19 protein-coding genes and 1 pseudogene are annotated in these 23586 nt (G+C 69.3%); 14 read left to right on the forward strand and 6 right to left on the reverse strand.

The annotated features are described in order from the left end of the window. Window positions 1-114 precede the first annotated feature (114 nt). Both AC067M_RS15630 and AC067M_RS15635 read left to right on the forward strand, forming a co-directional pair. A complete protein-coding gene (locus AC067M_RS15630; protein ID WP_478697530.1) occupies window positions 115-1638 on the forward strand; it encodes an ABC transporter substrate-binding protein in 1524 nt (507 codons plus the stop codon). Then, window positions 1639-3399 (forward strand): ABC transporter permease subunit, encoded by a 1761-nt coding sequence (locus AC067M_RS15635; RefSeq protein ID WP_478697531.1) that lies wholly within the window; start codon window positions 1639-1641, stop codon window positions 3397-3399. Window positions 3400-3649: 250 nt separating this feature from the next. On the opposite strand, the gene AC067M_RS15640 is transcribed toward AC067M_RS15635, so the two are convergent. The 3 genes from AC067M_RS15640 to AC067M_RS15650 all read right to left on the reverse strand — a co-directional run bounded on the left by AC067M_RS15640 (window position 3650) and on the right by AC067M_RS15650 (window position 5817). Beyond that, window positions 3650-5179 carry a helix-turn-helix domain-containing protein gene (locus tag AC067M_RS15640; RefSeq protein WP_478697532.1) on the reverse strand — a complete coding sequence of 510 codons (1530 nt, stop codon included), beginning with the start codon at window positions 5177-5179 and terminating at the stop codon, window positions 3650-3652. Between the two features lie 64 nt (window positions 5180-5243). Beyond that, window positions 5244-5441: a DUF4236 domain-containing protein gene (locus tag AC067M_RS15645; protein WP_478697533.1), complete on the reverse strand. Its 198-nt coding sequence runs from the start codon at window positions 5439-5441 to the stop codon at window positions 5244-5246. Between the two features lie 46 nt (window positions 5442-5487). Then, a complete protein-coding gene (locus AC067M_RS15650; RefSeq protein WP_478697534.1) occupies window positions 5488-5817 on the reverse strand; it encodes a hypothetical protein in 330 nt (109 codons plus the stop codon). Window positions 5818-6050: 233 nt separating this feature from the next. Here AC067M_RS15650 and AC067M_RS15655 point away from each other — a divergent pair, with 233 nt between their 5' ends. Both AC067M_RS15655 and AC067M_RS15660 read left to right on the forward strand, forming a co-directional pair. Then, window positions 6051-6491: a hypothetical protein gene (locus tag AC067M_RS15655; protein ID WP_478697535.1), complete on the forward strand. Its 441-nt coding sequence runs from the start codon at window positions 6051-6053 to the stop codon at window positions 6489-6491. A 25-nt stretch (window positions 6492-6516) separates the two neighbouring features. Next, window positions 6517-7222 (forward strand): annotated as a pseudogene (locus tag AC067M_RS15660) (Tn3 family transposase); the annotation flags it as partial. A 190-nt stretch (window positions 7223-7412) separates the two neighbouring features. Here AC067M_RS15660 and AC067M_RS15665 read toward each other — a convergent pair. Further along, window positions 7413-7991 carry a TetR/AcrR family transcriptional regulator gene (locus tag AC067M_RS15665; protein WP_478697536.1) on the reverse strand — a complete coding sequence of 193 codons (579 nt, stop codon included), beginning with the start codon at window positions 7989-7991 and terminating at the stop codon, window positions 7413-7415. A gap of 92 nt (window positions 7992-8083) precedes the next feature. Here AC067M_RS15665 and AC067M_RS15670 point away from each other — a divergent pair, with 92 nt between their 5' ends. Together AC067M_RS15670 and AC067M_RS15675 are read left to right on the forward strand one after the other, a co-directional pair. Next, on the forward strand, window positions 8084-8530 hold the full coding sequence (locus tag AC067M_RS15670) for an anthrone oxygenase family protein (protein WP_478697537.1): 447 nt from the start codon (window positions 8084-8086) through the stop codon (window positions 8528-8530). Between the two features lie 322 nt (window positions 8531-8852). Then, on the forward strand, window positions 8853-9278 hold the full coding sequence (locus AC067M_RS15675) for a DUF4267 domain-containing protein (RefSeq protein WP_478697538.1): 426 nt from the start codon (window positions 8853-8855) through the stop codon (window positions 9276-9278). 212 nt (window positions 9279-9490) lie between these two features. Here the strand turns inward: AC067M_RS15675 and AC067M_RS15680 are convergent, their stop codons facing one another. Then, window positions 9491-9898: a hypothetical protein gene (locus AC067M_RS15680; protein WP_478697539.1), complete on the reverse strand. Its 408-nt coding sequence runs from the start codon at window positions 9896-9898 to the stop codon at window positions 9491-9493. Between the two features lie 355 nt (window positions 9899-10253). On the opposite strand from AC067M_RS15680, the gene acnA reads away from it, so the two are divergent. Both acnA and AC067M_RS15690 read left to right on the forward strand, forming a co-directional pair. Then, window positions 10254-12971: an aconitate hydratase AcnA gene (acnA, locus tag AC067M_RS15685; protein ID WP_478697540.1), complete on the forward strand. Its 2718-nt coding sequence runs from the start codon at window positions 10254-10256 to the stop codon at window positions 12969-12971. Between the two features lie 242 nt (window positions 12972-13213). Continuing rightward, the gene (locus AC067M_RS15690; RefSeq protein ID WP_478697541.1) at window positions 13214-14296 is read left to right on the forward strand and encodes a lytic polysaccharide monooxygenase auxiliary activity family 9 protein; all 1083 of its coding nucleotides are present in this window, start codon (window positions 13214-13216) and stop codon (window positions 14294-14296) included. 244 nt (window positions 14297-14540) lie between these two features. On the opposite strand, the gene AC067M_RS15695 is transcribed toward AC067M_RS15690, so the two are convergent. Next, window positions 14541-15530: an acetylxylan esterase gene (locus AC067M_RS15695; protein ID WP_478697542.1), complete on the reverse strand. Its 990-nt coding sequence runs from the start codon at window positions 15528-15530 to the stop codon at window positions 14541-14543. A 270-nt stretch (window positions 15531-15800) separates the two neighbouring features. Between AC067M_RS15695 and AC067M_RS15700 the strand changes: the two genes are divergently transcribed. Genes AC067M_RS15700 through AC067M_RS15725 form a run of 6 tightly spaced genes read left to right on the forward strand, consistent with a single transcriptional unit; the run spans window position 15801 to window position 23562 of the window. Then, complete coding sequence (locus tag AC067M_RS15700; RefSeq protein ID WP_478697543.1) at window positions 15801-16793, forward strand: ABC transporter permease; 993 nt, start codon at window positions 15801-15803, stop codon at window positions 16791-16793. Further along, entirely contained in the window at window positions 16790-17686 is an 897-nt protein-coding gene (locus AC067M_RS15705; RefSeq protein ID WP_478697544.1) for a carbohydrate ABC transporter permease, read from the forward strand. The genes AC067M_RS15700 and AC067M_RS15705 overlap by 4 nt, the downstream gene beginning before the upstream one ends. Window positions 17687-17721: 35 nt before the next feature. Next, entirely contained in the window at window positions 17722-19377 is a 1656-nt protein-coding gene (locus AC067M_RS15710; RefSeq protein WP_478697545.1) for an ABC transporter substrate-binding protein, read from the forward strand. After that, window positions 19374-20882, forward strand: coding sequence for a GH39 family glycosyl hydrolase (locus AC067M_RS15715; protein WP_478697546.1), 1509 nt, complete (start codon window positions 19374-19376; stop codon window positions 20880-20882). The genes AC067M_RS15710 and AC067M_RS15715 overlap by 4 nt, the downstream gene beginning before the upstream one ends. Next, entirely contained in the window at window positions 20879-21559 is a 681-nt protein-coding gene (locus AC067M_RS15720) for a hypothetical protein (RefSeq protein ID WP_478697547.1), read from the forward strand. Before AC067M_RS15715 ends, AC067M_RS15720 begins: the two co-directional genes overlap by 4 nt. After that, on the forward strand, window positions 21556-23562 hold the full coding sequence (locus AC067M_RS15725) for a beta-galactosidase (protein ID WP_478697548.1): 2007 nt from the start codon (window positions 21556-21558) through the stop codon (window positions 23560-23562). Before AC067M_RS15720 ends, AC067M_RS15725 begins: the two co-directional genes overlap by 4 nt. Window positions 23563-23586 lie beyond the last annotated feature (24 nt).

Genomic DNA, 23586 nt, shown 5'->3' on the forward strand with positions numbered 1-23586 from the left:
TTTCACTTACCCAGATGAGGTCAAGTAAGGCTTGCCTTATATGCTGCCCTCGCCCTGCTGCCCCATCTGGTGTGGCTGGGTGCTCACCGTCTTCTCCCGGACGACAGGACCCTCATGCGTACGACCTCCCGTGGCCTCTTCGCGGCGCTTGCTCTCACCCCGCTGCTGGCCGGCTGTTTCGTGTCCGGCGAAGGAGGCTCGGGTACGGATGCAGAAGGCGGGGCGGCGGGGCGGCTGAGGGTGGCTCTCGCGGTGCCGCCGGTGCAGGCGTTGTCGCCGTACAGCAACGACGCCACCGTGCTGAGCAAGCTTTCCGTCACCGAGGGCCTGACCGCGCTGGACAAGAACGGCGCCGCCGTGCCCGCGCTGGCGAAGTCCTGGAAGCAGACGAACGACACCACCTGGACCTTCGAGCTGCGCAAGGCCACCTTCCAGGACGGCGCACAGGTCACAGCCGAGTCCGTCGTCAGCGCGCTCGACCACGCGGGTGCCGCCGTGCCCAAGCCCCGCGTGCTCAGTGACGTGACCCTCACCGCGAAGGCCGAGGACGCTGACAGCGTCACCATCAGCACCAAGGCGGCCGACCCGGTGCTCCCGCTGCGGCTGGCCAGCCCGGCACTGGGCATCCTCTCGCCGAAGGCGTACGCGAAGGACGGCACGGTCAGCCCGGTCGGCACCGGAACGGGCCCCTTCGAGATAGCGAAGCTCACCGGCAAGTCCAGGGCCACACTCGACCGTTACGACAGCTACTGGGGCGGCAAGGCCAAGGCGTCCGGCATCGACGTGACCTGGATAGCCGACGGCACCGCCCGCGCCAACGCCCTGCGCGGCGGCGACGTCGACATCGCCGAGTGGATCCCCACCGCCCAGGCGAAGCTGCTGGACGAGAAGACCCGTCACGAGGTGCCGTCCGTCCGGACCGACAGTCTGATCCTCAACACCGGCAGCGGCCTGTTCACCGACCCCGCGCTGCGCGCGACAGCCCGCGAGGCCGTGAACGGCGCCGCGCTCGTCGACTCGGTCTTCGGCGGGTACGCCGACCCCGCGCAGGGCCTGTTCGGGCCCGCCGTGTCCTGGGCAGCCGGCAAGCGCGTCGACGTCACCGGCCGCGCTGAGGCCGCGACCACCGCGCAGGTCAAGTCCAAGGCGAAGGGCAAGACCCTGCGCCTGGCCACCTACACCAACCGCGCGGAACTGCCCGAGGCCGCGACCGTCGTACAGCAGCAGCTGGAGAAGGCCGGGTTCACGGTGAAGCAGGACGTACGCGAGTACACGCAGATGGAGGCCGACCTGCTGGCCGGCAAGTACGACGCGCTCGTCTTCTCTCGCGTGACGCTCCTCGACACCGGCGACGCGGTCGCGTATCTGGCGAGCGACTACACGAGCGACGGCGTGTACAACATCGCCGGTCTGAAGGACTCCAAGGTGGACCAGGCCATCAAGTCCGCCGCCGAGGAAGGCGACACGGCGAAGCGACAGCAGAAGATCATGTCGGCCGAGGCGGAGATCCTGCGCACCGACGCCGTCGTGCCCCTGGTCCACGAGAAGGTCGTCCAAGGCGTCGCCACCGAGGTCGAGGGCGTGCTCCTCGATCCTCGCGAGCGCTCCCTGATCGACGTCGACACCCGCCTGAAGTAGATGAGCGTCACGTCGGTCTCTGTCGATGCCCGCACGGCGCGGTGGCGGGCGGGCATCGGCCGCCTCGCCGCCGGGGCGGCGTTGCTGACGGCCGTGAGCCTGCTGCCCTGGCTGTCCGGCAACGACCCCGCGCTGACGGTCCTGCGGGCCCGCTCCGCCGACCAGGATCCGACCCCCGCGCAACTGGCCGCCGTACGTGAACAACTGGGCCTGGACGAGGGGCCGTTCGCGCACCTCGCGCAATGGCTGGGCGGGCTGGCGCGGGGCGACGCGGGCACTTCCTGGGTGTCGGGCGAAGCGGTTGTGCCGCAGGTGACGGCCGCCTTCGGGGTCTCCTTCACACTGATGCTCGGCGCGCTCGTGGTCACGATCGCAGTCGCCGCACTGGTCAGTGGCCGCACGCTGTATCTCGGCTCCCGGCGGCGGCTGCGCCGGAGGAGAGGGGCCACCGGGGCCGCCGTCCTCGCCGCGCTGCCCAAGTTTCTGCTCGCCTCACTGCTCGCCACCGTGTGCGGGGTGTGGCTGGGCTGGTTCCCGTCCAGTGGGTGGGAGGGGCCGCCGTCGATGGTGCTGCCCGCGCTCGCCCTCGGTGTCCCGTCCGGGGCGATGATCGGCGGTCTGCTCGACCAGTCGCTGCCCGCCGCCTTCAACGAGCCGTGGGCCCGGACCTGGCACGCCTACGGGTTCGCTCCAGGCCGCGTCGCCTGGCATGCGCTGCGCCGCACGCTGGCCGGGGTGCTTCCGCAACTCCTGCCGACCGTCGTGGCCCTGGTCGGCGGTGCTGTCGCGGTGGAAAAGATCTTCAACATCCCGGGGCTCGGCCGCCTCGCCCTGGACGCCGCCATCGCTCAGGATCTCCCGCCCCTGCAGACCGCGACACTGGTTCTGGTCCTGCTGGGCATCGCCGCCGGTCTGCTGATCCAGGCCATGCGGCGCGCCCTCCTCGGTCCCGCCCTGCGGGACGGCGCCCTGCCCGCACTGCACGCGCCGGCCCTCCCACGAGGGCGCTCCACCCGCTGGGCCGCCGGAGCCTGTGCCGTCGCCCTGCTCACCCTGGTCCTCGCCGGACTGCTGCGCGATCCCCTGCACGTGGACACGGCGGCCCGGCTGCTCCCGCCCTCGGCCGCACACCCGTTGGGTACGGACTCACTCGGCCGCGATCTGCTGGCCCGGCTGGGCCAAGGGGCACTGCGCACGGTGGGCGTGGCCCTCGCGGTGACGGCGGTGTGCACCGTCACCGGGCTGTTGCTCGGCATGGCGGCACAGGTGGGCGCGGGCCTCACGGAAGTGGTCTCCACGCTGCCGGCCGTCCTCGCCGGACTCCTGACGACCGCGGTGACCGGACCGTCCGCCTGGGGCGCCGCGTGCGCGGTCTGCCTGGTCGGCTGGACCCCCTACGCCGCCCAGGCCGCGGCCCTGCTCGAACAGGAACGGGCCAGCGGCCACATGCTCGCGTCCATCTCCTTCGGCGCCGGCCCGGGATATCTGCTCCGCCATCACCTGCTGCCCGCCGTACTGCCCGCCGTGCTGCGCAACGCCCTCCTGCGCTTGCCCACCACGGTCCTCGTGCTGGCCTCCCTCGGATTCCTCGGTCTGGGCGAGCAGCCGCCCACCGCGGAATGGGGCCGCCTGCTGTCGGAGAACCAGCCGTACGTGGAACTGGCACCCTGGACCGTATTCGGCCCGGCATGCGCACTCGTCCTGCTCTCCGTTCTCTCGGTGTCCGGAACGGCGTTGGGACGGCGCGGATCCCGGCCGTGACGCTCATCTGACGCTCAGGGATTCCGGTCTCCCGCTCGCCGGCCCTGAAAATCCACCCTGACCTGCAGGTTCCATCGGTGTCGCCCACTGGACATGTTTTCGATGACGCATCACGTGGAGTGCGCGTAGACCGGAAGCCCTCGGGCCCGGCCAAAAGGGACAGAGAAGTCCCAGAGGCGCCGTCACGCCCCCTCTCGCCCCGCATTCATACAGGTCAGAAGGGGTGTGACGGCAGATTTTCGCAAGGCGTTCAGATGTCCCGGAAGATCTCGATCTGCGCGCCGATCGTGTTGAGGCGCTCCGCGAGGTCCTCGTAGCCGCGGTTGATGACGTAGACGTTGCGCAGGACGGACGTGCCCTCGGCGGCCATCATCGCGAGGAGGACGACGACGGCGGGGCGCAGGGCGGGCGGGCACATCATCTCGGCGGCGCGCCAGCGGGTGGGGCCCTCGACCAGGACGCGGTGGGGGTCGAGGAGCTGCAGGCGTCCGCCGAGGCGGTTGAGGTCGGTCAGGTAGATCGCGCGGTTGTCGTAGACCCAGTCGTGGATGAGGGTCTTGCCCGACGCGGCGGCCGCGATCGCCGCGAAGAACGGGACGTTGTCGATGTTCAGGCCGGGGAACGGCATGGGGTGGATCTTGTCGATCGGCGCCTCCAGCTTGGAGGGCCGGACGGTGAGGTCCACCAGGCGCGTACGGCCGTTGTCGGCGAAGTACTCGGGCGTGCGGTCGTGGTCGAGCCCCATCTCCTCGAGGACGGCGAGCTCGATCTCCAGGAACTCGATCGGAACCCGGCGTACGGTCAGCTCCGACTCGGTGACGACGGCCGCGGCCACCAGGCTCATCGCCTCGACCGGGTCCTCGGAGGGGGAGTAGTCCACGTCGGCGTCGATGTCCGGCACGCCGTGCACGGTGAGAGTGGTGGTGCCGATCCCCTCGACCCGGACGCCGAGCGCCTCCAGGAAGAAGCACAGGTCCTGGACCATGTAGTTGGAGGAGGCGTTGCGGATGACCGTGACACCGTCGTGCCGGGCGGCGGCCAGCAGCGCGTTCTCGGTGACCGTGTCGCCGCGCTCGGTCAGGACGATCGGGCGGTCCGGGCGCACGGAGCGGTTCACCGTGGCGTGGTACTGGCCCTCGGTGGCGGCCACCTCCAGGCCGAACCGGCGCAGCGCGATCATGTGCGGCTCGATGCTCCGGGTACCGAGGTCGCAGCCGCCGGCGTAGGGCAGCTTGAAGCGGTCCATACGGTGCAGCAGCGGGCCGAGGAACATGATGATGGACCGCGTGCGCACGGCCGCCTCGGCGTCGATGGCCGCCATGTCCAGCTCGGCCGGCGGCACGATCTCCAGGTCGACGCCCTCGTTGATCCAGCGGGCACGGACGCCGATGGAGCCGAGGACCTCCAGCAGGCGGTAGACCTCCTCGATGCGGGCGACCCTGCGCAGCACCGTGCGCCCCTTGTTGAGCAGCGAGGCGCACAGCAGGGCCACGCAGGCGTTCTTGCTCGTCTTGACGTCGATGGCGCCGGAGAGCCGACGGCCGCCGACGACCCGCAGATGCATCGGTCCGGCGTAGCCCAGGGAGACGATCTCGCTGTCCAGGGCCTCACCGATGCGGGCGATCATCTCAAGGCTGATGTTCTGGTTGCCGCGCTCGATGCGGTTGACGGCGCTCTGGCTGGTTCCGAGCGCCTCCGCAAGTTGGGCCTGTGTCCAGCCACGATGTTGCCGGGCGTCACGGATGAGCTTGCCGATGCGTACGAGGTAGTCGTCTGCCATGAGGTCGAGGTTATCTCAGATATGAGATGGCGCCTCTTGAGGGGTCCATTCGGGTGACAGGGCGTCAGTGCCCCCTGGTGCTCCGTGTGCGACGCCACCCGAAAGGTCCGGGCAAATCCATCGATGTCGTACGACGTCCGGTGCTGCTGCGGGTGTGACGCGGACCGTTTTTCCCGCCGGTGGTGATGGACCAGGAGCGCTTGTTGATGTTCAGCCGCACGCCAGGAAGGATGCGGAAGCTCTTACGGAACGTGAGGGGCATCGTGCCTCCTTTCGAAGAGCTCGGTGTACGTGCCCTCGCCTCTCGGCTACCCACACTTGACGAACTGAGGCGCGTACAGGACGACTTCCTCGAAGGTGACCGTGGTCACCGCCTCGTCGGCGCACGGCGGTATGACGGGCCCGACGCTGTAGTGGTGGCGCGTCACCTGCCCATCCTCGCGCAGCTCCACGATTCCCACCTCCGGGCAGCTCCACCGGAACTCCCCGGTGTACTCGCCGGCCAGGTTGGACAGCGTCCCGCTCCCGCTCCCGTCGGCCCGGAACTCGATCTCGGAGGTCTCCATCACTCCGATGTCGAAGGGGGTGCTGCTCCACCGGCCGATCAGTGCGGGGTCGAGATTCATGACGAGATCCATGCCGTGATCTTCCCGTATCGGCCGCCGCTCGGTGAGTGTCCTTTGACAGCGAAGTCAGTCGCTCTGTTCGCGGTTCGCGTTGGCTGCGGCGACTGGATCGATTGGCAAACGATCAGGTGCGGCGGGTTGGCTTCGTAACCGAGATCCGGCTCCGGTGCCTGGACCGCTACCCCGACGGCACCCCGAGGCTGCGGCTTTCCGGCCGCACTCTTGTCCGGGAGTACGCTGCGGCCGTGATCGACGATGAGGACCAGATTCTGGCGGCTGCGCTTGGCGCGCTGGGAGCCAACGGCGGTGGGGCCGGCGGCCGACGGGGGGCGACGTTCGCGGCGAAGCGCTTGAAGAAGAACGTCCACGAGATCGACCTGATGCTGGTCATGTCGGTGGATGCCGCCGCCGGACACGCTGTCGGCATCCTTGCTCAGGCCGGACGCGTCCTGGAGGCGGAAGACAGCCAGCCCACGGGGGCGCGAGTTGTCAGAGCGATTGTCGGGGGCGGACTCGGGAACATGAATCCAGTTTTGATTACCGTCAGCCTGACCAGCGATGGGCCGGAGCGCACCACTGTGTCTGTCCGTGGGGCAGCCAAGGAGGGTCTCATCAAACAGCGGGCAGGAGAGAAGACGGCGAAGCACATCGCTGAACTCCTGGCTCGTCAGGGAATAGCTGACTGAAGCCCGCCTTGGTACAGCCAACTGCGACCAGCGGTTCTGGCGGGCGGAGATGCACGGTGTGGAGACTGGCGACCATGGGCCGCTGGAGGCCCTGGCCCGCAACAAGGTCAACCTGACCAAGGCCACCACGCACTGGCCTGACATGCTGCGGGTCACCGGCTCGCTGGTGACCGGACAGGTCCGCGCGTACGACCTCCTGCGGATGTTCGGCCGCGAGGGGCGGCCGACCCCGCTGGGCCAGGCGTTCGCCGAGTACGGGCGAATCGCCAAGACCCCGCACCTGCTGCAGGTCGTCGACCCGGTCGACGACACCTACCGCCGGCAGATGAACCGGCAGTTGACCGTCCAGGAGTCACGGCACAAACTCGCCCGCGACATCTGCCACGGCAAGCGCGGACAGATCACGCAGGCATACAGGACGGGGCAGGAGGACCAACTCGGCGCGCTCGGCCTGGTCCTCAATGCCGCCGTCCTGTGGGCGCCCCGCTACCTCGACGCCGCCGTCGACCGCCTACGGGCCCTGCCGCCCGAGGAGCGGGAGCACGACGTCCTGGACGAGGACGTGGCCCGGGTCTCCCCGCTGAGGCACGCCAACCTCAACTGCCTGGGCCGCTACACTTCGCCGCCCGCCCGCCCGCCCGCCCGCCCGCCCGCCACGCGAGGGCCTGCGCCCACTGCGTGACCCGGCGACCGTCCACCTCGACGAGGACGACGAGGGCACCGGCGAATGATGCGGCGTCAGGGCGCGTATCGGGTCGTGATCAATGAGCACCGCAGCTTCCGGGGCGGTTGCCCGTCTGGGGTACGAGGCCCGGCGAGCTGCGGCTGCGCGGTGCGGACGCAAGTGACCGGAAGCGTTGCCGTAGGCAGGCAGCGGCGGGGGCCCGAGGGCCCCGACTGCGTGCCCGCCGGGACGGTGTGTCAGAGCACGGCGAGCCGGTCCACCAGCAGCTCCACCCTCTGCGCGGCGTCCTCCGGCAGCAGCCGTCCCGTCCGGGTCAGGGTCGCCAGGCCGTGCAGGGACGCCCAGAACACCTCGGTGAACAGCCCCGGGTGGACGCCGTCCCCGGCGACCTCGCCCAGGCTCTCGATCAGCGCGGCGAAGGCGTCCTTCAGCGGCTCCGGGGTGTCCTCCTGCGCGTACGCCAGGCCGCCGTCGAGCTGGAACAAGGCGTCGTAGACCGCCGGGTTGCGCTCGGCGAAGTCGAGGTAGGCGCGGGCGAGGGCGGTGACCCGCTCGCGCGGGCTGTTCGCGCTGGAGGTCGCGGCCCGTACCGCCACGGCCATCTCGGTGGCGCCCTGGAGGGCGACGGCGCCGATGATCTCCCGTTTGCCGCGGAAGTGGCTGTAGAGGACGGGCTGGCTGTATTCGATGCTCTCGGCGAGCCGGCGGGTGGTGACCGCGTCCCAGCCCTGCTGCTCGGCGAGTTCGCGGGCCGTCGCCACGATGAGGCGCTCGCGGACCGCCCGTTCGCGTGCCTTGCGTTCCTGTACCGACATAACTCGAATCCTAGCACCGCTAGACAAGAAAGCGGCAGTAGTACTAGCGTTGCTCACATCAGCTAGCGGCGCTAGATCCCGGGAGGGGCACCATGCTCAGCGCACTCGAGGTAATCACCACCGTGATCGTCGGCCTGATGGTGGGGGTGGAGTTCTCCGTCGCCTTCGTCATGAACCCGATCTTCAACGCCCTCCCGGAGGACAGTAACCAGCTGGCCCACTCCCACGGGGGCCGGATGCTCGGCGCCGTGATGCCGTTCTGGTACATCGGCTCACTCGTCCTCGTCGCGGTCTGGGCTGTCGCGGGATGGCGCCACCACGGCACCGGCCTCGTCGTCACCGCCGGCGCGCTGCTGCTCGTCAGCGTGGTCATGTCGATCCTGCTGCTCGTCCCGATCAACAACCGGGGCAAGACGTGGACCCCGGAGAACCGGCCCGAGGACTGGAAGCAGCAGATGAACCGCTGGGACCGCTTCCACTACGTCCGCGTCACCGTCATCATCGGCGCCTTCACCCTGCTGGTCGCCGCCCTCGTCTGATATCAAATCCGCCCCGACATGCACTGGTTCGGCCCTGTATGCCGACAGCTTTCGCCCCGTCGGGGTGAGCCCGACAGGGCTTCGGATTTCTGACCCCGCGGGCCGCCCCCGCGCCGGTGGCGCACAATCCCCACTCCCCGGGCGGCAGGTGGCCACAGGAATCCCGACATCCGGGAATGCAGCTGCCGCTCAGATCCAACGGCGATCCCGACAAGCTACGCCCCTCGATCAGCCGCGTCCGCGCGGCCTGATCAGGCCCCACACGACTCAGCAAGCTCCACGAAGCTCACCAAGCCGGCGAAGACTCGCAAGGAGAAGAACAATGTCGCTGAAGAAGATCAACACCGTCATGGCCGCCGCCTTCATCCTCTTCATCCTCTGGTTCGGGACGGAGTTCATCCTGAGCCCGGAGACGACGGCGCCGAGCTTCGGCCTGCCGAGCTGGCCGTCCGGCGACGGCGGCGGCTTCCTGATCATCAAGGGAATCCGCGACGTCGTCCTGGCCCTGGTCCTGGGCATCCTGCTGGTGGCGGGTCACCGCCGGGCGCTGGGCTGGGTGCTGCTGGTGGAGGCCCTCGCCGCGTACGGCGACATGACCACCGTGCTGGCCCACCACGGCTCCGTGGCTACCGCGCTCGGCGTCCACTGCCTGACCGCGACACTGATGGTGGTCAACGGCCTGCTGATAATGCGCGAGACCCGCAAGGTCGCGGCCGCTCCGGCAACGCCCGCCCCGCAGCCCGCCTGACGCCGCCCTGACGGTCGTCGGTATGCGCCGGTCAGCGCCTGCAGGGAAAGGCGAGGCGCACGATCTTCTTGGGCGGCGGCCTGGTCCCGTTCTCCGGGATGGCGCAGCGCGGCCCCCTGCCCCGATTCTCATAAACGGTCCTTTGCCCGAGTGAGACCAAAAGGGACCGCGCGGAGATCGTGAAGTGCCAGTTCTCGATGTCCTCCGCGTCCTCACGGGCGGACAGGATCTGCGTCGCCCGCCAGACCACGAAGCCGATCGTCTTCGACGACGCCTCGGCGGTCTCTGGCGGACAGGATCTGCGTCGCCCGCCAGACCACGAAGCCGATCGTCTTCGACGACGCCTCGGCGGTCTCGTCGATCGCCTGCCGCATCGCCTCGACCACCGCCGGGGCCACCCTGCCGAACGACGGCATCTGCTTGGCCGACCGGCCGTCGGCCAGTCCGACCAGCCCGTCCCGCTGATAGCGCTGACGCCGCTGCTTGACCCCGCTGGCCGTCATCGCATGCCCGGCCGCCGTCAGCTCGGCGGCCTTGGCCCGCTCCCGCTGAGCCAGCGAGTTTGGTTCCGGGGCGAACTCCGGCCGCGGTGCCGTCCCCGCAGGAGCATCCGGTGGCAAGCCGTCCAGGACCTCCAGAATGTGCCCCTCCCACCAGCGGGCCTGTTCGGCAGCAGTCTGCGGGAACTCCGCGATCCTGGCCTCGGAGGGATCAGCCGCCCGTTGCCCGCCTGTGTCACCGGAGGCCTCCGTCAGCCAGGCGCACGACGGTGGATGGCCCCAGCAACGTGAGGCCCGGGCATGACCAGCTCGCCCCCATGTACTAGAGTTATCTCGACATCGAGATATCTGCCGAGGCGCACCACAGCCGCCGGACTGGTAAGGGTTACCTAACTTAGCCTTACCTTAGCGGATCGGCCAAGCCCGCGTGGCGGCAGGATGCGGTGGTACGCGCACATCAATGAAGGAGACCGTCGTGTCGGCGAACAGCTTCGACGCCCGCAGCACGCTGCAGGTGGGCGACGAGTCGTACGAGATCTTCCGCCTGGACAAGGTGGAGGGCTCGGCCCGACTCCCCTACAGCCTCAAGGTCCTGCTGGAGAACCTGCTCCGCACGGAGGACGGCGCGAACATCACCGCCGACCACATCCGCGCCCTCGGCAACTGGGACTCGCAGGCCCAGCCCAGCCAGGAGATCCAGTTCACGCCGGCCCGTGTGATCATGCAGGACTTCACCGGCGTTCCCTGTGTCGTCGACCTCGCCACCATGCGTGAGGCCGTCAAGGAGCTCGGCGGCGACCCGGCCAAGATCAACCCGCTGGCCCCGGCCGAGCTGGTCATCGACCACTCCGTCATCGCCGACAAGTTCGGCACGCACGACGCCTTCTCCCAGAACGTCGAGCTGGAGTACGGCCGCAACAGGGAGCGCTACCAGTTCCTGCGCTGGGGCCAGACCGCCTTCGACGAGTTCAAGGTCGTCCCGCCCGGCACCGGCATCGTCCACCAGGTGAACATCGAGCACCTGGCGCGTACGGTCATGGTCCGGGGCGGGCAGGCGTACCCCGACACCCTGGTCGGCACCGACTCGCACACCACCATGGTCAACGGCCTCGGTGTGCTGGGCTGGGGCGTCGGCGGCATCGAGGCCGAGGCCGCGATGCTCGGTCAGCCGGTCTCCATGCTCATCCCGCGTGTCGTCGGCTTCAAGCTGACCGGTGAGCTGAAGCCGGGCACCACCGCCACCGACCTCGTGCTGACCATCACCGAGATGCTGCGCAAGCACGGTGTCGTCGGCAAGTTCGTCGAGTTCTACGGCGAGGGTGTCGCCGCCACCTCCCTCGCCAACCGCGCCACCATCGGCAACATGTCGCCGGAGTTCGGCTCGACCGCCGCGATCTTCCCGATCGACGACGAGACCATCAAGTACCTGAAGCTCACCGGCCGCTCCGAGCAGCAGCTCGCGCTCGTCGAGGCGTACGCCAAGCAGCAGGGCCTCTGGCTGGACCCGAAGGCCGAGCCGGACTTCTCCGAGAAGCTCGAGCTCGACCTGTCCACGGTCGTCCCCTCCATCGCCGGCCCGAAGCGCCCGCAGGACCGTATCGTCCTCGCGAACGCCGCCGAGCAGTTCAAGCAGGACGTCCGCGCCTACGTCAACGACGAGTACGAGGCCAGCAAGGAGTCCTTCCCGAGCTCCGACGCCCCCTCGTCGATCCCGAACGGCGCCCCGTCCAAGCCGGTCACCGTGACCGCCCCCGACGGCTCGACCTACGAGATCGACCACGGTGCCGTGACGGTCGCCGCCATCACCTCCTGCACCAACACCTCCAACCCGTACGTCATGGTCGCCGCCGCGCTCGTCGCGAAGAAGGCCGTGGAGAAGGGCCTGACCCGCAAGCCGTGGGTCAAGACCACCCTCGCCCCGGGTTCGAAGGTCGTCACCGACTACTTCGACAAGGCGGGCCTGACCCCGTACCTCGACAAGGTCGGCTTCAACCTCGTCGGCTACGGCTGCACCACCTGCATCGGCAACTCCGGCCCGCTGCCGGAGGAGGTCTCCAAGGCCGTCAACGACCACGACCTCGCGGTCACCTCGGTCCTCTCCGGCAACCGGAACTTCGAGGGCCGCATCAACCCCGACGTCAAGATGAACTACCTGGCGTCCCCGCCGCTGGTCGTCGCGTACGCCCTCGCCGGCTCCATGAAGGTGGACATCACCAAGGACGCCCTGGGCACCGACCAGGAAGGCAAGCCGGTCTACCTGGCCGACATCTGGCCCTCCGAGGCCGAGGTCAACGACGTCGTGGCGAACGCCATCGGCGAGGACATGTTCAACAAGTCCTACTCCGACGTCTTCGCGGGCGACGCCCAGTGGCAGGCGCTGCCGATCCCGACCGGCAACACCTTCGAGTGGGACACGGAGTCGACGTACGTCCGCAAGCCCCCGTACTTCGAGGGCATGGCCCACGAGCCGTCCCCGGTCAGCGACATCGCCGGTGCCCGCGTGCTCGCCAAGCTGGGCGACTCGGTCACCACCGACCACATCTCCCCGGCCGGTGCGATCAAGGCCGACACTCCGGCGGGCAAGTACCTCACCGAGCACGGTGTCGAGCGTCGTGACTTCAACTCCTACGGCTCCCGCCGAGGCAACCACGAGGTCATGATCCGCGGTACGTTCGCCAACATCCGCCTCCGCAACCAGATCGCGCCGGGCACCGAGGGCGGCTACACCCGCGACTTCACCCAGGACGGCGCTCCGGTGTCGTTCATCTACGACGCCTCCCGCAACTACATCGAGCAGGGCATCCCGCTCGTCGTGCTCGCGGGCAAGGAGTACGGCTCCGGCTCGTCCCGCGACTGGGCCGCCAAGGGCACCGCGCTCCTCGGCGTCAAGGCCGTCATCGCCGAGTCGTACGAGCGCATCCACCGCTCCAACCTCATCGGCATGGGCGTGCTGCCGCTCCAGTTCCCCGAGGGCCAGTCCGCCGCGACCCTCGGCCTGACCGGCGAGGAGACCTTCTCCTTCACCGGCGTCGAGGAGCTGAACAACGGCACCACCCCGCGCACGGTGAAGGTCACCACCGACACGGGCGTCGAGTTCGACGCGGTCGTCCGCATCGACACCCCCGGCGAGGCCGACTACTACCGCAACGGCGGCATCATGCAGTACGTGCTGCGCAGCCTGATCCGCAAGTAAGGGATCCGGTACGGCGGTCAGGGCCGCGCTCCCCGAGGGGGCGCGGCCCTTCGTCGTGCGCAAGCCGTTTACAACTGGACCTTTCGGCGCTACCTTGCCCAACAGGGTGGGGTGGGAGCGCTCCCATGCCGGTGGACCGGAACCCGTCGGCGCAGGCGCTCCCACCTCCCCGTCATCCCCATGCGCACGTTCCTCCCGACCGCCGAGCGAAGGGACGTAACTCTGTCATGTCTATGGCGAGAGTGACCGCAACTCCCCCCGCAACCCCCCGATTACAACAGCGCAGCTCTCGGGGTGCCCTCCTCCTCGTCCTGCTGGCCCTGCTCACGACGATCCCGGCCCTCGGTCTGATCGTCACGGCGGGCGGCAAGGCGGAGGCCCACGGCACCCCGATGAAGCCGGGCAGCCGCACCTTCCTGTGCTGGCAGGACGCCCTCACCGACGCCGGTGAGATCAAGCCGATCAACCAGGCGTGCAAGGCGGCGCACCAGGTCAGCGGGACCACGCCGTTCTACAACTGGTTCTCCGTGCTGCGCTCGGACGGCGCGGGCCGCACCCGCGGCTTCGTGCCGGACGGCGAGCTGTGCAGCGGCGGCAACCCCAACTTCACCGGGTTCAACAAGCCCAGCAGCGAGTGGCCGCTCACCCACCTCACGGCGGGTGCGACCGTCGACTTCTCGTACAACGCCTGGGCGGCGCACCCGGGCTGGTTCTACGTCTACGTCACCAAGGACGGCTTCGACCCGACCAAGACGCTGACCTGGAACGACATGGAAGCCCAGCCCTTCCTGAGTGTCGACCACCCGCCGCTCAACGGCAGCCCGGGCACGGTCGAGGCCAACTACTCCTGGACCGGCAAGCTGCCCGCCGACAAGTCGGGGCGCCACATCATCTACATGGTGTGGCAGCGCTCCGACAGCCAGGAGACGTTCTACTCCTGCTCCGACGTCGTCTTCGACGGTGGCCACGGCGAGGTGACCGGGATCCACGACCCGGGCAACCCCCCGACCGAGCCTCCGCCCGGCGCCTGCACCGCGACCCGCAAGACGACCGGCAACTGGAGTGGCGGCTACCAGTCCGAGGTGACCGTCACCAACACGGGCACCGTCCCCATGCTCGGCTGGATGGTCAACTGGGCCCTGCCCAGCGGCCAGAAGGTCGACAGCCTGTGGAACGGCGCCGCGACCTACACGGGTCAGGACGTGATGGTCCACAACGCCGGCTGGAACGGGTCGTTGGATCCAGGCAAGAGCGCGACCTTCGGGTACGTGGTCACCGGATCCGGCGGTGATACCGCCACGACCCTGCCCTGTCGGGTCGGCTAGGGCGGGTTGCGAACGTCCCGTCGTCCGCCCGAAGGGCGCGCCCTGCGGCGTCCGGTGCGTGCGATCGCAAGACGGAGGGCCGCCCGCGTAGGGGGCGTACGTGGGCGATCCCGACAACGCGGCGAGCGCGCGTGCCGGGCGTCGCAGGGCAGGCGGGACTTTCGCAACACGCCCTGGCGTGTTCGGTCGTTCTACAGCGGGTCCGGTGGGCAGGAGCCGTCCGCCCACCGGACCCGTATGCGTCTCAGCCGCTGAACACCGCGCGCAGCCAGTCCAGTTGGCGGCGCACCTGTACCGCGTCGCCGCCCTCGTGGCCGTTGTAGGGATAGGCGAGGATCTCCTTCTGCGGAGTCGTGCCGGTCAGTTCGCCGTAGCGGTTGTACGCGGCGTACGCCCCGCTCGGCGGGCAGACCGTGTCGCGCAGGCCGACGCCGAAGTGGGCGGGGGCCTGGGCGCGGCGGGCGAAGGAGATGCCCTCCAGGTAGGACAGGGTGCGGTACGCGGCCCCCTCGGCGCCGCGGTGCACGGAGAGGTACGCGGCGATCTCGCCGTAGGGGCCCGCGTCGGTGAGGTCCAGGGCGCGCCGGATCCCGCACAGCAGCGGGGCGGTGACCACGGCGGCGGCCAGGTCGGGGACCAGTCCCGCGACGGCCAGGGCGAGTCCGCCGCCGTGGCTGTTGCCGACGGCTGCGGTGCGTGAGGCGTCGACGCCGGGCAGGGCGCGGACCGCGGCGACCGCGCGCACCGCGTCCGTGATGAGCCGCCGGTAGTGGTGGTCGTGCGGGGAGAGCAGGCCCCGGACGGCCGGGCCCGGGCCGCCCGGCGCCGAGGCGTGCGGGTCGGGGGTGTCGCCGCCGTTGCCGTACTGGTCACCCTGGCCGCGGTTGTCCATCAGCAGATGCGCGTACCCGGCGTTCACCCAGGTCAGCCGCTCATGGGGGAGGCCCCGGCCGCGCCCGTAGCCGGCGTACTCGACGACCGCCGGGAGCGGGTCGCGCACTCCCGCGGGCCGGCTGAACCAGGCGCGCACCGGGTCACCGGCGAAGCCGCGGAACGTGACGTCCCAACTGTCCGTCAGACGCAGGCCGTTCTCCACCGGGCGCACCGACACCAGCACGTCCGGCTGCGCGGCCTCCTTCAGGGTGTCCGACCAGAACGCGTCGAAGTCGGCGGGCTCGTCCGGTTCCGGGCGGTGGTGTTCCAGCTCCGTCGGCGGCAGGTCGAACGCGGGCACGCGGGCACCTCGCAGGAGTCGGGGGTGGGGGAGCGGACCCGGCCGATCGTTGCGGCCGAGATCCAGAAAGTTCCGGAGCACGGTAGCAGTCAACTCCCGTGTCATACCCTCTCTCTGCGGAATCCAATACCCTCAAACGTCTCAACAGTCAGGCGTGTACCACCCATTGACAGCGCTTTCTGGGTGCCCTTAAGTTGCCGCGAAGTTACCGGTAAGAGCTCGAAAGTTTCGGTTCCACACTTCCGCACATCCGCCACGGGAGGACCGAGCATGAGCACGTCCACCACGCCGGCCTTACCCTCCGGCACCCAGGAACCACCCCCGGCGAAAACCGCCGCACGCCCCGCGCGCCCGGCCCCGCGCCCCGGCTGGCGGCGCGCCCTGCGCCGGGACTGGCAGCTGTACTCGCTGGCCGTCCTGCCGCTGCTGTTCTTCCTGGTCTTCCGCTATCTGCCGATGATCGGCAACGTGATCGCCTTCCGCCGCTTCGAGCCCGGCGGCTCGATGTTCGGCGAGGACTGGGTGGGCCTGCGCTATGTGCGCATGTTCCTCAGCGACCCGACCTTCTGGCAGGTGTTCCGCAACACGCTGTGGCTGGGCGGGCTCACGCTCGTGTTCTGCTTCCCGATCCCGATCGTCCTCGCCCTCCTGCTGAACGAGGTGCGCCGGCGCTCCCTGAAGCGGTTCGTGCAGTCGGTGTCGTACCTCCCGCACTTCCTGTCGATCGTGATCGTCGCGGGTCTGACCCTGCAGATGCTCGCCACGGACGGCCCGGTCAACCATGCCCTCGGCTGGTTCGGCCACGACGAGATCCGCTTCATCCAGGAACCCGACTGGTTCCGCACGATCTACGTCGGCTCGGAGATCTGGCAGACCGCCGGCTGGGGCACCATCCTCTACCTCGCCGCGCTCACCACCATCGACGAGGACCTCTACGAGGCCGCTCGCATCGACGGCGCCAACCGCTGGCAGCAGATCTGGCACGTCACCCTGCCCGGCATCCGCCCCACCATGATCACGCTGCTGATCCTCAACGTCGGCACCTTCATGGCGGTCGGCTTCGAGAAGGTCCTGCTGCTGTACAACCCGCTGACCTACCCGACCGCCGATGTGATCTCGACGTACGTGTACCGGGCGGGCGTCGAGTCCAACAGCTTCAGTTACGCCGCCGCCATCGGGCTGTTCGAGGCGATCATCGGCCTGGTCCTGATCATGTCCGCCAACACGCTCTCGCGTCGCACAGTGGGGACCAGCCTGTGGTGAGTGTCAACCGGACGGTGAGCGCCAACCGGCCCACCCGGGGCTACCGCGTCTTCCAGGGCGTCAACGGGGTGATTCTCACCTTCGTCGTGGTCGTGACCCTGTACCCCTTCGTCAACATCGTCGCGAGATCCTTCAGCGGGGAGCGGCAGATCCGGGCCGGTGAAGTGACCCTGTGGCCCAAGGGGTTCAACCTCACGACGTACAAGATCGTGTTCCAGGACTCGATGTTCTGGCGGAACTACGGCAACACCGTGTTCTACACGGTCGTGGCCACCGCCGTCGCCATGGTCCTGACGACCTGTTACGCCTACGTCCTGTCGAAGAAGCACCTCAAGGGGCGTGGGGTGCTCGTCGGCATCGCCGTGTTCACGATGTTCTTCACCGGCGGCCTGATCCCCAACTACATCCTGGTCACCAGCCTCGGACTGAAGAACAGCGTCTGGGCGATCGCGCTGCCCAACGCGATCAGCGTCTTCAACCTCCTGGTGATGAAGGCCTTCTTCGAGAGCCTGCCGTCCGAGCTGGAGGAGGCCGCGCAGATCGACGGCCTGAGCACGTACGGCATCCTGCTCAGGATCGTGCTGCCGCTGTCCAAGGCGGTCGTCGCGACCATGGTGCTCTTCTACACGGTGTCCTTCTGGAACTCCTGGTTCAGCGCGTTCCTCTACATGGACCACTCCGACCTGATGCCGGTCACCGTCTATCTGCGCAACCTCATCGCGGGCGCCACCGGCGGCGGCAACGCGGGCGCCTCCACCGCGGAGCTCAGCCAGGTCGGCGCGAGCATCCAGGCGGTCACGATCGTGCTCACCGCGCTGCCGATCATCTGCGTGTACCCGTTCGTCCAGCGCTTCTTCGTCTCGGGCGTGATGCTCGGCGCGGTCAAGGGCTGACGCCCCCAACTCACCTACGCACCAAGGGAGTCTTCGTGAAGAACGCAGGAGAGCTGTCGCGTCGTCAGATCCTGGCCGCCGCGGGCTTCATCGGCCTCGCCACCCTCACCGGCTGCAGCAGCGGCGACGACGGAGGCGACTCCAAGGACCTTTCCAAGAAGCAGAACGGCGCGATGAAGGAGTACCGCACCGGACAGCAGTTCAAGGCGACCAAGGCGCTGTCCTTCTCGATGCTCCACAACGACAACCCGGTCTACCCCCTCAAGAACAGCTGGTTGTTCTGGAAGGAGGTCACCAAGCGCACCGGGATCACCATCAAGCCCCTCGACGTCCCGCTGGCCGACTACGAGAAGAAGCGCAGCGTCCTCATCGGCGCGGGCGACGCCCCCTTCCTGATCCCCAAGACGTACCACCCCGCGGAGGTGGCGTTCGTGTCGTCGGGGGCGATCCTCCCGGTCAGCGAGTACGTGCACCTGATGCCCAACTTCCAGGAGAAGGTGAAGAAGTGGAGGCTCGAGCCCGAGCTCGACTCCATCCGCCAGTCCGACGGCAAGTACTACCTGCTGCCCGGCCTGCACGAGAAGCCCAAGTCCGGCTACTCGTTGTCCTTCCGCACGGACATCCTCGACAAGCACGGACTGACCCTGCCCACGACGTGGGACGAGGTGTACGTCGTCCTCAAGGCTCTCAAGGCGGAGTACCCCGACAAATACCCCTGGACCGACCGCTGGAGCACCAACACCCCGTTCCCGTGTGGCGCGTTGTTCAGCTACCTCGGCCAGGCGTACGGCGTCAAGGCGGGCTGGACGTACGACAACATCAGCTTCGACACCAAGGCGCGGAAGTTCGTCTTCACCGCGACCCAGGACGCCTACCGGCAGATGATCGAGTACCTGCGCAGACTCGTCGCCGAGAAGCTCCTCGACCCCGAGAGCTTCACCCAGCAGGACGACCAGGCCATACAGAAGCTGCTGGCCGAGAAGTCCTATGTGATCAGCGCCAATCCGCAGGAGCTGGTGCAGAACTACCGCTACAACCTGAACAAGCAGGTCAAGGGTTCGAAGATCGAGATGGTCCCGGTGCCCCTCGGTCCGGCCGGCCCGGTCCTCCTGAGCGGTATCCGGCTGGAGAACGGCATGATGATCTCCAGCAAGGCCCTCAAGAGCGCCGACTTCGTCGCGATGATGCAGTTCGTGGACTGGCTCTGGTACTCCGACGAGGGCCAGAAGTTCTGCAAGTGGGGCGTGAAGGGCGTCACGTACACCGAGTCCGGCGGCAAGTACCAGCTGAAGCCGGGGATCTCGCTGATGGGCTCCGACCCGAACGCCCCGAAGGACCTCCAGAAGGACTACGGCTTCTTCAACGGCGTGTTCACCTACGGCGGCAGCTGGGAGCTGGTGTCCTCCAGCTTCAGCCCGGACGAGAAGAAGTTCCAGGACGTCATGTCCCAGCGCAAGGAACTGCCCGTCGACCCGGCCCACCCGCTGCAGTCCTTCGAGCAGGAACAGGCGACCCTCTGGGACACCCCGCTCAAGGACCACGCCATCCAGAACACCCTCCAGTTCGTGCTCGGCAAGCGCCCGATGGCCGAATGGGACGCCTACGTCGCCGAGTTGAAGGCGAAGAACATGCAGCAGCTGGTCGACCTGCACAACAAGGCGTACGAGCGGTTCAAGAAGGAGAACGGGTGATCCGCGTCCCCGCCGAGCCGTCCGGCCGGCTCTCCGACGCCTGGCGCCACTGCGTCGGCACCGGCCGCATCGAACTCGCCCTGCGCCGCGACTACCAGGACTCCCTCGCCCTGCTCCACCGCGAGATCGGCTTCCGGTACATCCGCGGCCACGGCCTGCTCAGCGACGGCATGGGCGTGCACCGCCCCTATGAGTGGGAGGGCGCCCGGCACGTCCACCACGCCTTCACCTACGTCGACCAGGTCGTCGACGCCTACCTCGACCTCGGCATCCGGCCCTTCCTCGAACTCGGCTTCATGCCCGACGGGCTGGCCTCCGGCGAGCAGACCGTCTTCTGGTGGCGCGGCAACGTCACCCCGCCCCGCTCCCACAAGGAGTGGGCCGCCCTCGTCCGCGCCACCCTCGCCCACCTGGTCGACCGCTACGGCCTCGACGAGGTCCGCACCTGGCCGATCGAGGTGTGGAACGAGCCCAACCTGCCCGACTTCTGGCAGGGCGCGGACGAGGCGGCCTACCACCGGCTGTACGAGGTGACCGCGCACGCCGTGAAGGAGGTCGACGCGGGCCTCCAGGTGGGCGGCCCGGCGATCTCACCCGGCGCCGACGCATGGCTGGTCCGCTTCGCCGAGTTCGCCGAACACCGGGACGTCCCCGTCGACTTCGTGTCGAAGCACGCGTACACCTCGGGACCCGCCCAGCACGTGCCGTTCGGCGTCCGCCAGACGCTGGCGCCGGCGCAGCGCCTCCTGGACCAGTTCGCCACGCCCCGCGAGTTGTTGAAAGGCACTCGGCTGGCCGGACTCCCCGTCCACATCACCGAGTTCAACTCCTCCTACCGGCCCGACAACCCCGTCCACGACACCGCGTTCCACGCCGCGTACCTGGCACCGGTCCTGGCCCGAGGCGCCGACCACGCCGACTCCTTCTCGTACTGGACGTTCAGCGACATGTTCGAGGAGGTCGGCATCCCCACCGCCCTCTTCCACGGCGGCTTCGGCCTGCTCACCCACCGCCAGGTGAAGAAGCCGACGTACCACCTGTACGCGTTCATGGCGCGGATGGGGGAGGAACTGCTGGCGCGCGGCGAGGACCATCTGGTGACGCGGCACGCGGACGGCCGGGTCACCGTCCTCGCCTGGGCGCCCGTGGACGCGAGCGGTGAGACCCCCGGACCCGAGCGGCATGCCGTGCGTCTGTCCGTCCCGGTGCGGGCGGCGCAGGCCTTCGCGCGACGGTCCAGGGTGGACGAGGAGCACGGCAACGCCCATACGGCGTGGCAACGGATGGGCAGCCCGCGCTCGCCCCGCCCGCACCAGCTCGACGTCCTGCGCGAGGCCGCCGAGCCCGCCCGCAGCCACCACCGGTCACCCGTCGAGGACGGCCGGGTCCGCCTGGACCTGACACTCACCCGCCACGAGGTCACGCTGGTCGAGATCAGCCCCGTCGACGAGGAAGCCCCGCCCTGGTCGGACGAGCGCCGACTCCTCGGAGGGGAACCGCGGTGAGCACTCCATCGATCGCCTTCGGCGCCGGCCCCCTCTCCCGCGCCGCCGCCCTGATCCACACCCTGATCACCGTCGAGGCCTTGTTGCTCCTGGCCGCCGCACCGGGACTGGCCGGGCTCTTCCTGCTCGACCCGGCCCCCTCCAACCTCCCCCTCGCCGCCGCCTGCCTCCTCCCGCTCGGCCCGGCACTTTCCGCCGCCCTGTACGCCCTGCACCACCGCGGCCGCGACCTCACCGAACTCCACCCCGCCCGTGTCTACCTGCGCGGCTGGCGGCTCAACGCCCTGCCCGCAATGAAACTGTGGGCCCCGCTCGTCGCCTGGCTGACCGTCATCGCCTTCACCCTCACCCACTTCGCCGCCACCGGCCTGCCCGGCTGGTGGGCGGTGCTCCTCGCGGTCATCGGCTTCGCCGCCCTCCTCTGGGGCGCGCACGCCCTCGTCCTCACCTCCCTGTTCTCCTTCCGCGCCCGTGACACCGCCCGCCTGGCCGGGTACTTCCTGCTCCGGCACGGGCGTGCCACGCTCGCCGCGGCCTCCCTGCTCGTCCTGGCCGGCGGCCTGACCGCCCTGCTGACGGAGGCCCTGACCGCCCTGCTGGCCGCACCGCTGCTGCTCTCCCTGCTGCAAGCCGGCCGCCCGGTGATCGCCGAGACCCAGGAGGACTTCACCGCATGACCCCCCAGATCCCCTACGGCGGTGACTACAACCCCGAGCAGTGGCCGGAGGAGGTGTGGGACGAGGACCACCGGCTGTTCACCGACGCGGGCATCGACACCCTCACGGTCGGCGTCTTCTCCTGGTCGCTCACCCAACCCGCCGAGGACACCTACGACTTCACCGTCCTCGACCGCGTCCTGGACCGAGCCGCCGCCGAGGGCCGAGGCGTCTGTCTCGCCACCGGCACCGCAGCGCTCCCGCCGTGGCTGGCGAAGAAGTACCCCGAGGTCAACCGCACCGACTTCGAGGGCCGCCGCCACCGCTACGGCCAACGGCACAACTTCTGCCCCAGCTCACCCGCCTACCGCCGCCTCGCCACCGAGCTGGCAGGGCGCCTCGCCGAACGGTACGGCGACCACCGGGCGTTGCTCGCCTGGCACATCAACAACGAGTACGGCGGCGCCTGTTACTGCGACCTGTGCGCCGAGGCGTTCCGGGGCTGGCTCCGCGAACGGCACGGCACCCTGGACGCCCTCAACGACGCCTGGTGGACCACCTTCTGGTCGCACCGCTACACCGGCTGGGACCAGATCGAACCGCCGAGCGCCCTCACCGAGCACTGGCGCGGTCCCCACCACACCGCCTTCCAGGGCATCACCCTGGACTACCAGCGCTTCATGACCGACGCCCTGCTCGGCTGCTTCACCGCCGAGAAGGAGGCCATCCGCGTCCACGACCAGGACACCCCGGTCACCACCAACTTCATGGGCGCCTACCGCCCCCTCGACTACCACCGCTGGGCGCCCCACCTCGACTTCGCCTCCTGGGACAGCTACCCGCCCCTCGACGCCCCGCCCACCCGTCCGGCCCTCGGCCACGACCTGATGCGCGGCCTGAAGGACGGCGCCCCCTTCTGGCTCATGGAGCAGACCCCGTCCACCACCGCCTGCCGCGACGTGAACCCCCTCAGGCGCCCGGGCGAACTCCGCCTCGCCACCTGGCAGGCCGTCGCCCACGGCGCGGACGCCGCCCTGTACTTCCAGATGCGCGCCTCACGCGGCGCCTGCGAGAAGTACCACGGCGCGGTCATCGGCCACGCGGGCCGCGACGACACCCGCGTCTTCCGTGAAGTGGCCGCGCTGGGACGTGAGTTGGCGGACCTCGGGGGTGTCACGCTCGGCGCCCGCACTCCGTCCCGTACCGCCCTGCTCTTCGACTGGGACAGCTGGTGGGCGCTGGAGATCTCCGACGGGCCCTCCCGGCTGGTCCGCTACCAGGACGTGGTGCACGCCTACTACCGGGCCGCCCGCGAGGCCGGCGCCGACGTGGACGTCGTCCCGGTCACCGTCGACCTGACCCCGTACGACGTGGTCCTCGCCCCCGTGCTGCACCTGGTGAAGGACGACCTCGCCGAGCGCCTGGAGGCGGTGGCCCGGCGCGGCGGCAGCGTCCTCGCCACCTTCCTCAGCGCCCGCTCCGACGAACACGACCGCGCCTTCCCCACCGACGTGCCCGGCCCCCTCGCTCCGCTGCTGGGCATCCGCGTCGACGAGTGGGACGCCCGTCCGGAGGACGTCGTACAGCCTGTGCACATGGGGGAGTTCACGACCACGGCCCGACTCGTCTTCGAGATCGTGCAGCCGCGCGGCGCCGAGCCGGTCGGCACGTACGGCGCCGACTTCTACGCGGGCACCCCCGCGGTCACCCGGCACGCCTTCGGCGCGGGGGAGGGCTGGTACGTGGCCACCGCCCTCGACCAGCCGGGCGTCGACCACGTCGTACGGCGTGTCCTCGCGAGGCACGACCTGATCGGCCCGTACGCGGATCACACCGCCGTGGAGACCGCGACCCGCGTCGCCGCCGACGGCACCCGCCTGCTGTTCCTCCTCAACCACGCGGCCGCCCCGGCCCGCCTGACCGCCCACACCACCGCCACCGACCTGCTCACCGGCAAGCGGGTCGAGCGCGGCGAACCCTTGTCCCTCGATCCGCTGGGAGTGGCGGTCCTGCGCGTCGAGTAGAACGGCGCGTCGGCCCGCCCGCCG

It is taken from the genome of Streptomyces sp. NPDC043427, assembly GCF_056436655.1.

What these genes read in the sequence shown, in the direction of transcription:
- AC067M_RS15630 (WP_478697530.1), top strand. Translation starts at nt 115, where the DNA reads ATGCGTACGACCTCCCGTGGCCTCTTCGCGGCGCTTGCTCTCACCCCG.
- AC067M_RS15635 (WP_478697531.1), top strand. Translation starts at nt 1,639, where the DNA reads ATGAGCGTCACGTCGGTCTCTGTCGATGCCCGCACGGCGCGGTGGCGG.
- AC067M_RS15640 (WP_478697532.1), bottom strand. Translation starts at nt 5,179, where the DNA reads ATGGCAGACGACTACCTCGTACGCATCGGCAAGCTCATCCGTGACGCC.
- AC067M_RS15645 (WP_478697533.1), bottom strand. Translation starts at nt 5,441, where the DNA reads ATGCCCCTCACGTTCCGTAAGAGCTTCCGCATCCTTCCTGGCGTGCGG.
- AC067M_RS15650 (WP_478697534.1), bottom strand. Translation starts at nt 5,817, where the DNA reads ATGGATCTCGTCATGAATCTCGACCCCGCACTGATCGGCCGGTGGAGC.
- AC067M_RS15665 (WP_478697536.1), bottom strand. Translation starts at nt 7,991, where the DNA reads ATGTCGGTACAGGAACGCAAGGCACGCGAACGGGCGGTCCGCGAGCGC.
- AC067M_RS15670 (WP_478697537.1), top strand. Translation starts at nt 8,084, where the DNA reads ATGCTCAGCGCACTCGAGGTAATCACCACCGTGATCGTCGGCCTGATG.
- AC067M_RS15675 (WP_478697538.1), top strand. Translation starts at nt 8,853, where the DNA reads ATGTCGCTGAAGAAGATCAACACCGTCATGGCCGCCGCCTTCATCCTC.
- AC067M_RS15700 (WP_478697543.1), top strand. Translation starts at nt 15,801, where the DNA reads ATGAGCACGTCCACCACGCCGGCCTTACCCTCCGGCACCCAGGAACCA.
- AC067M_RS15725 (WP_478697548.1), top strand. Translation starts at nt 21,556, where the DNA reads ATGACCCCCCAGATCCCCTACGGCGGTGACTACAACCCCGAGCAGTGG.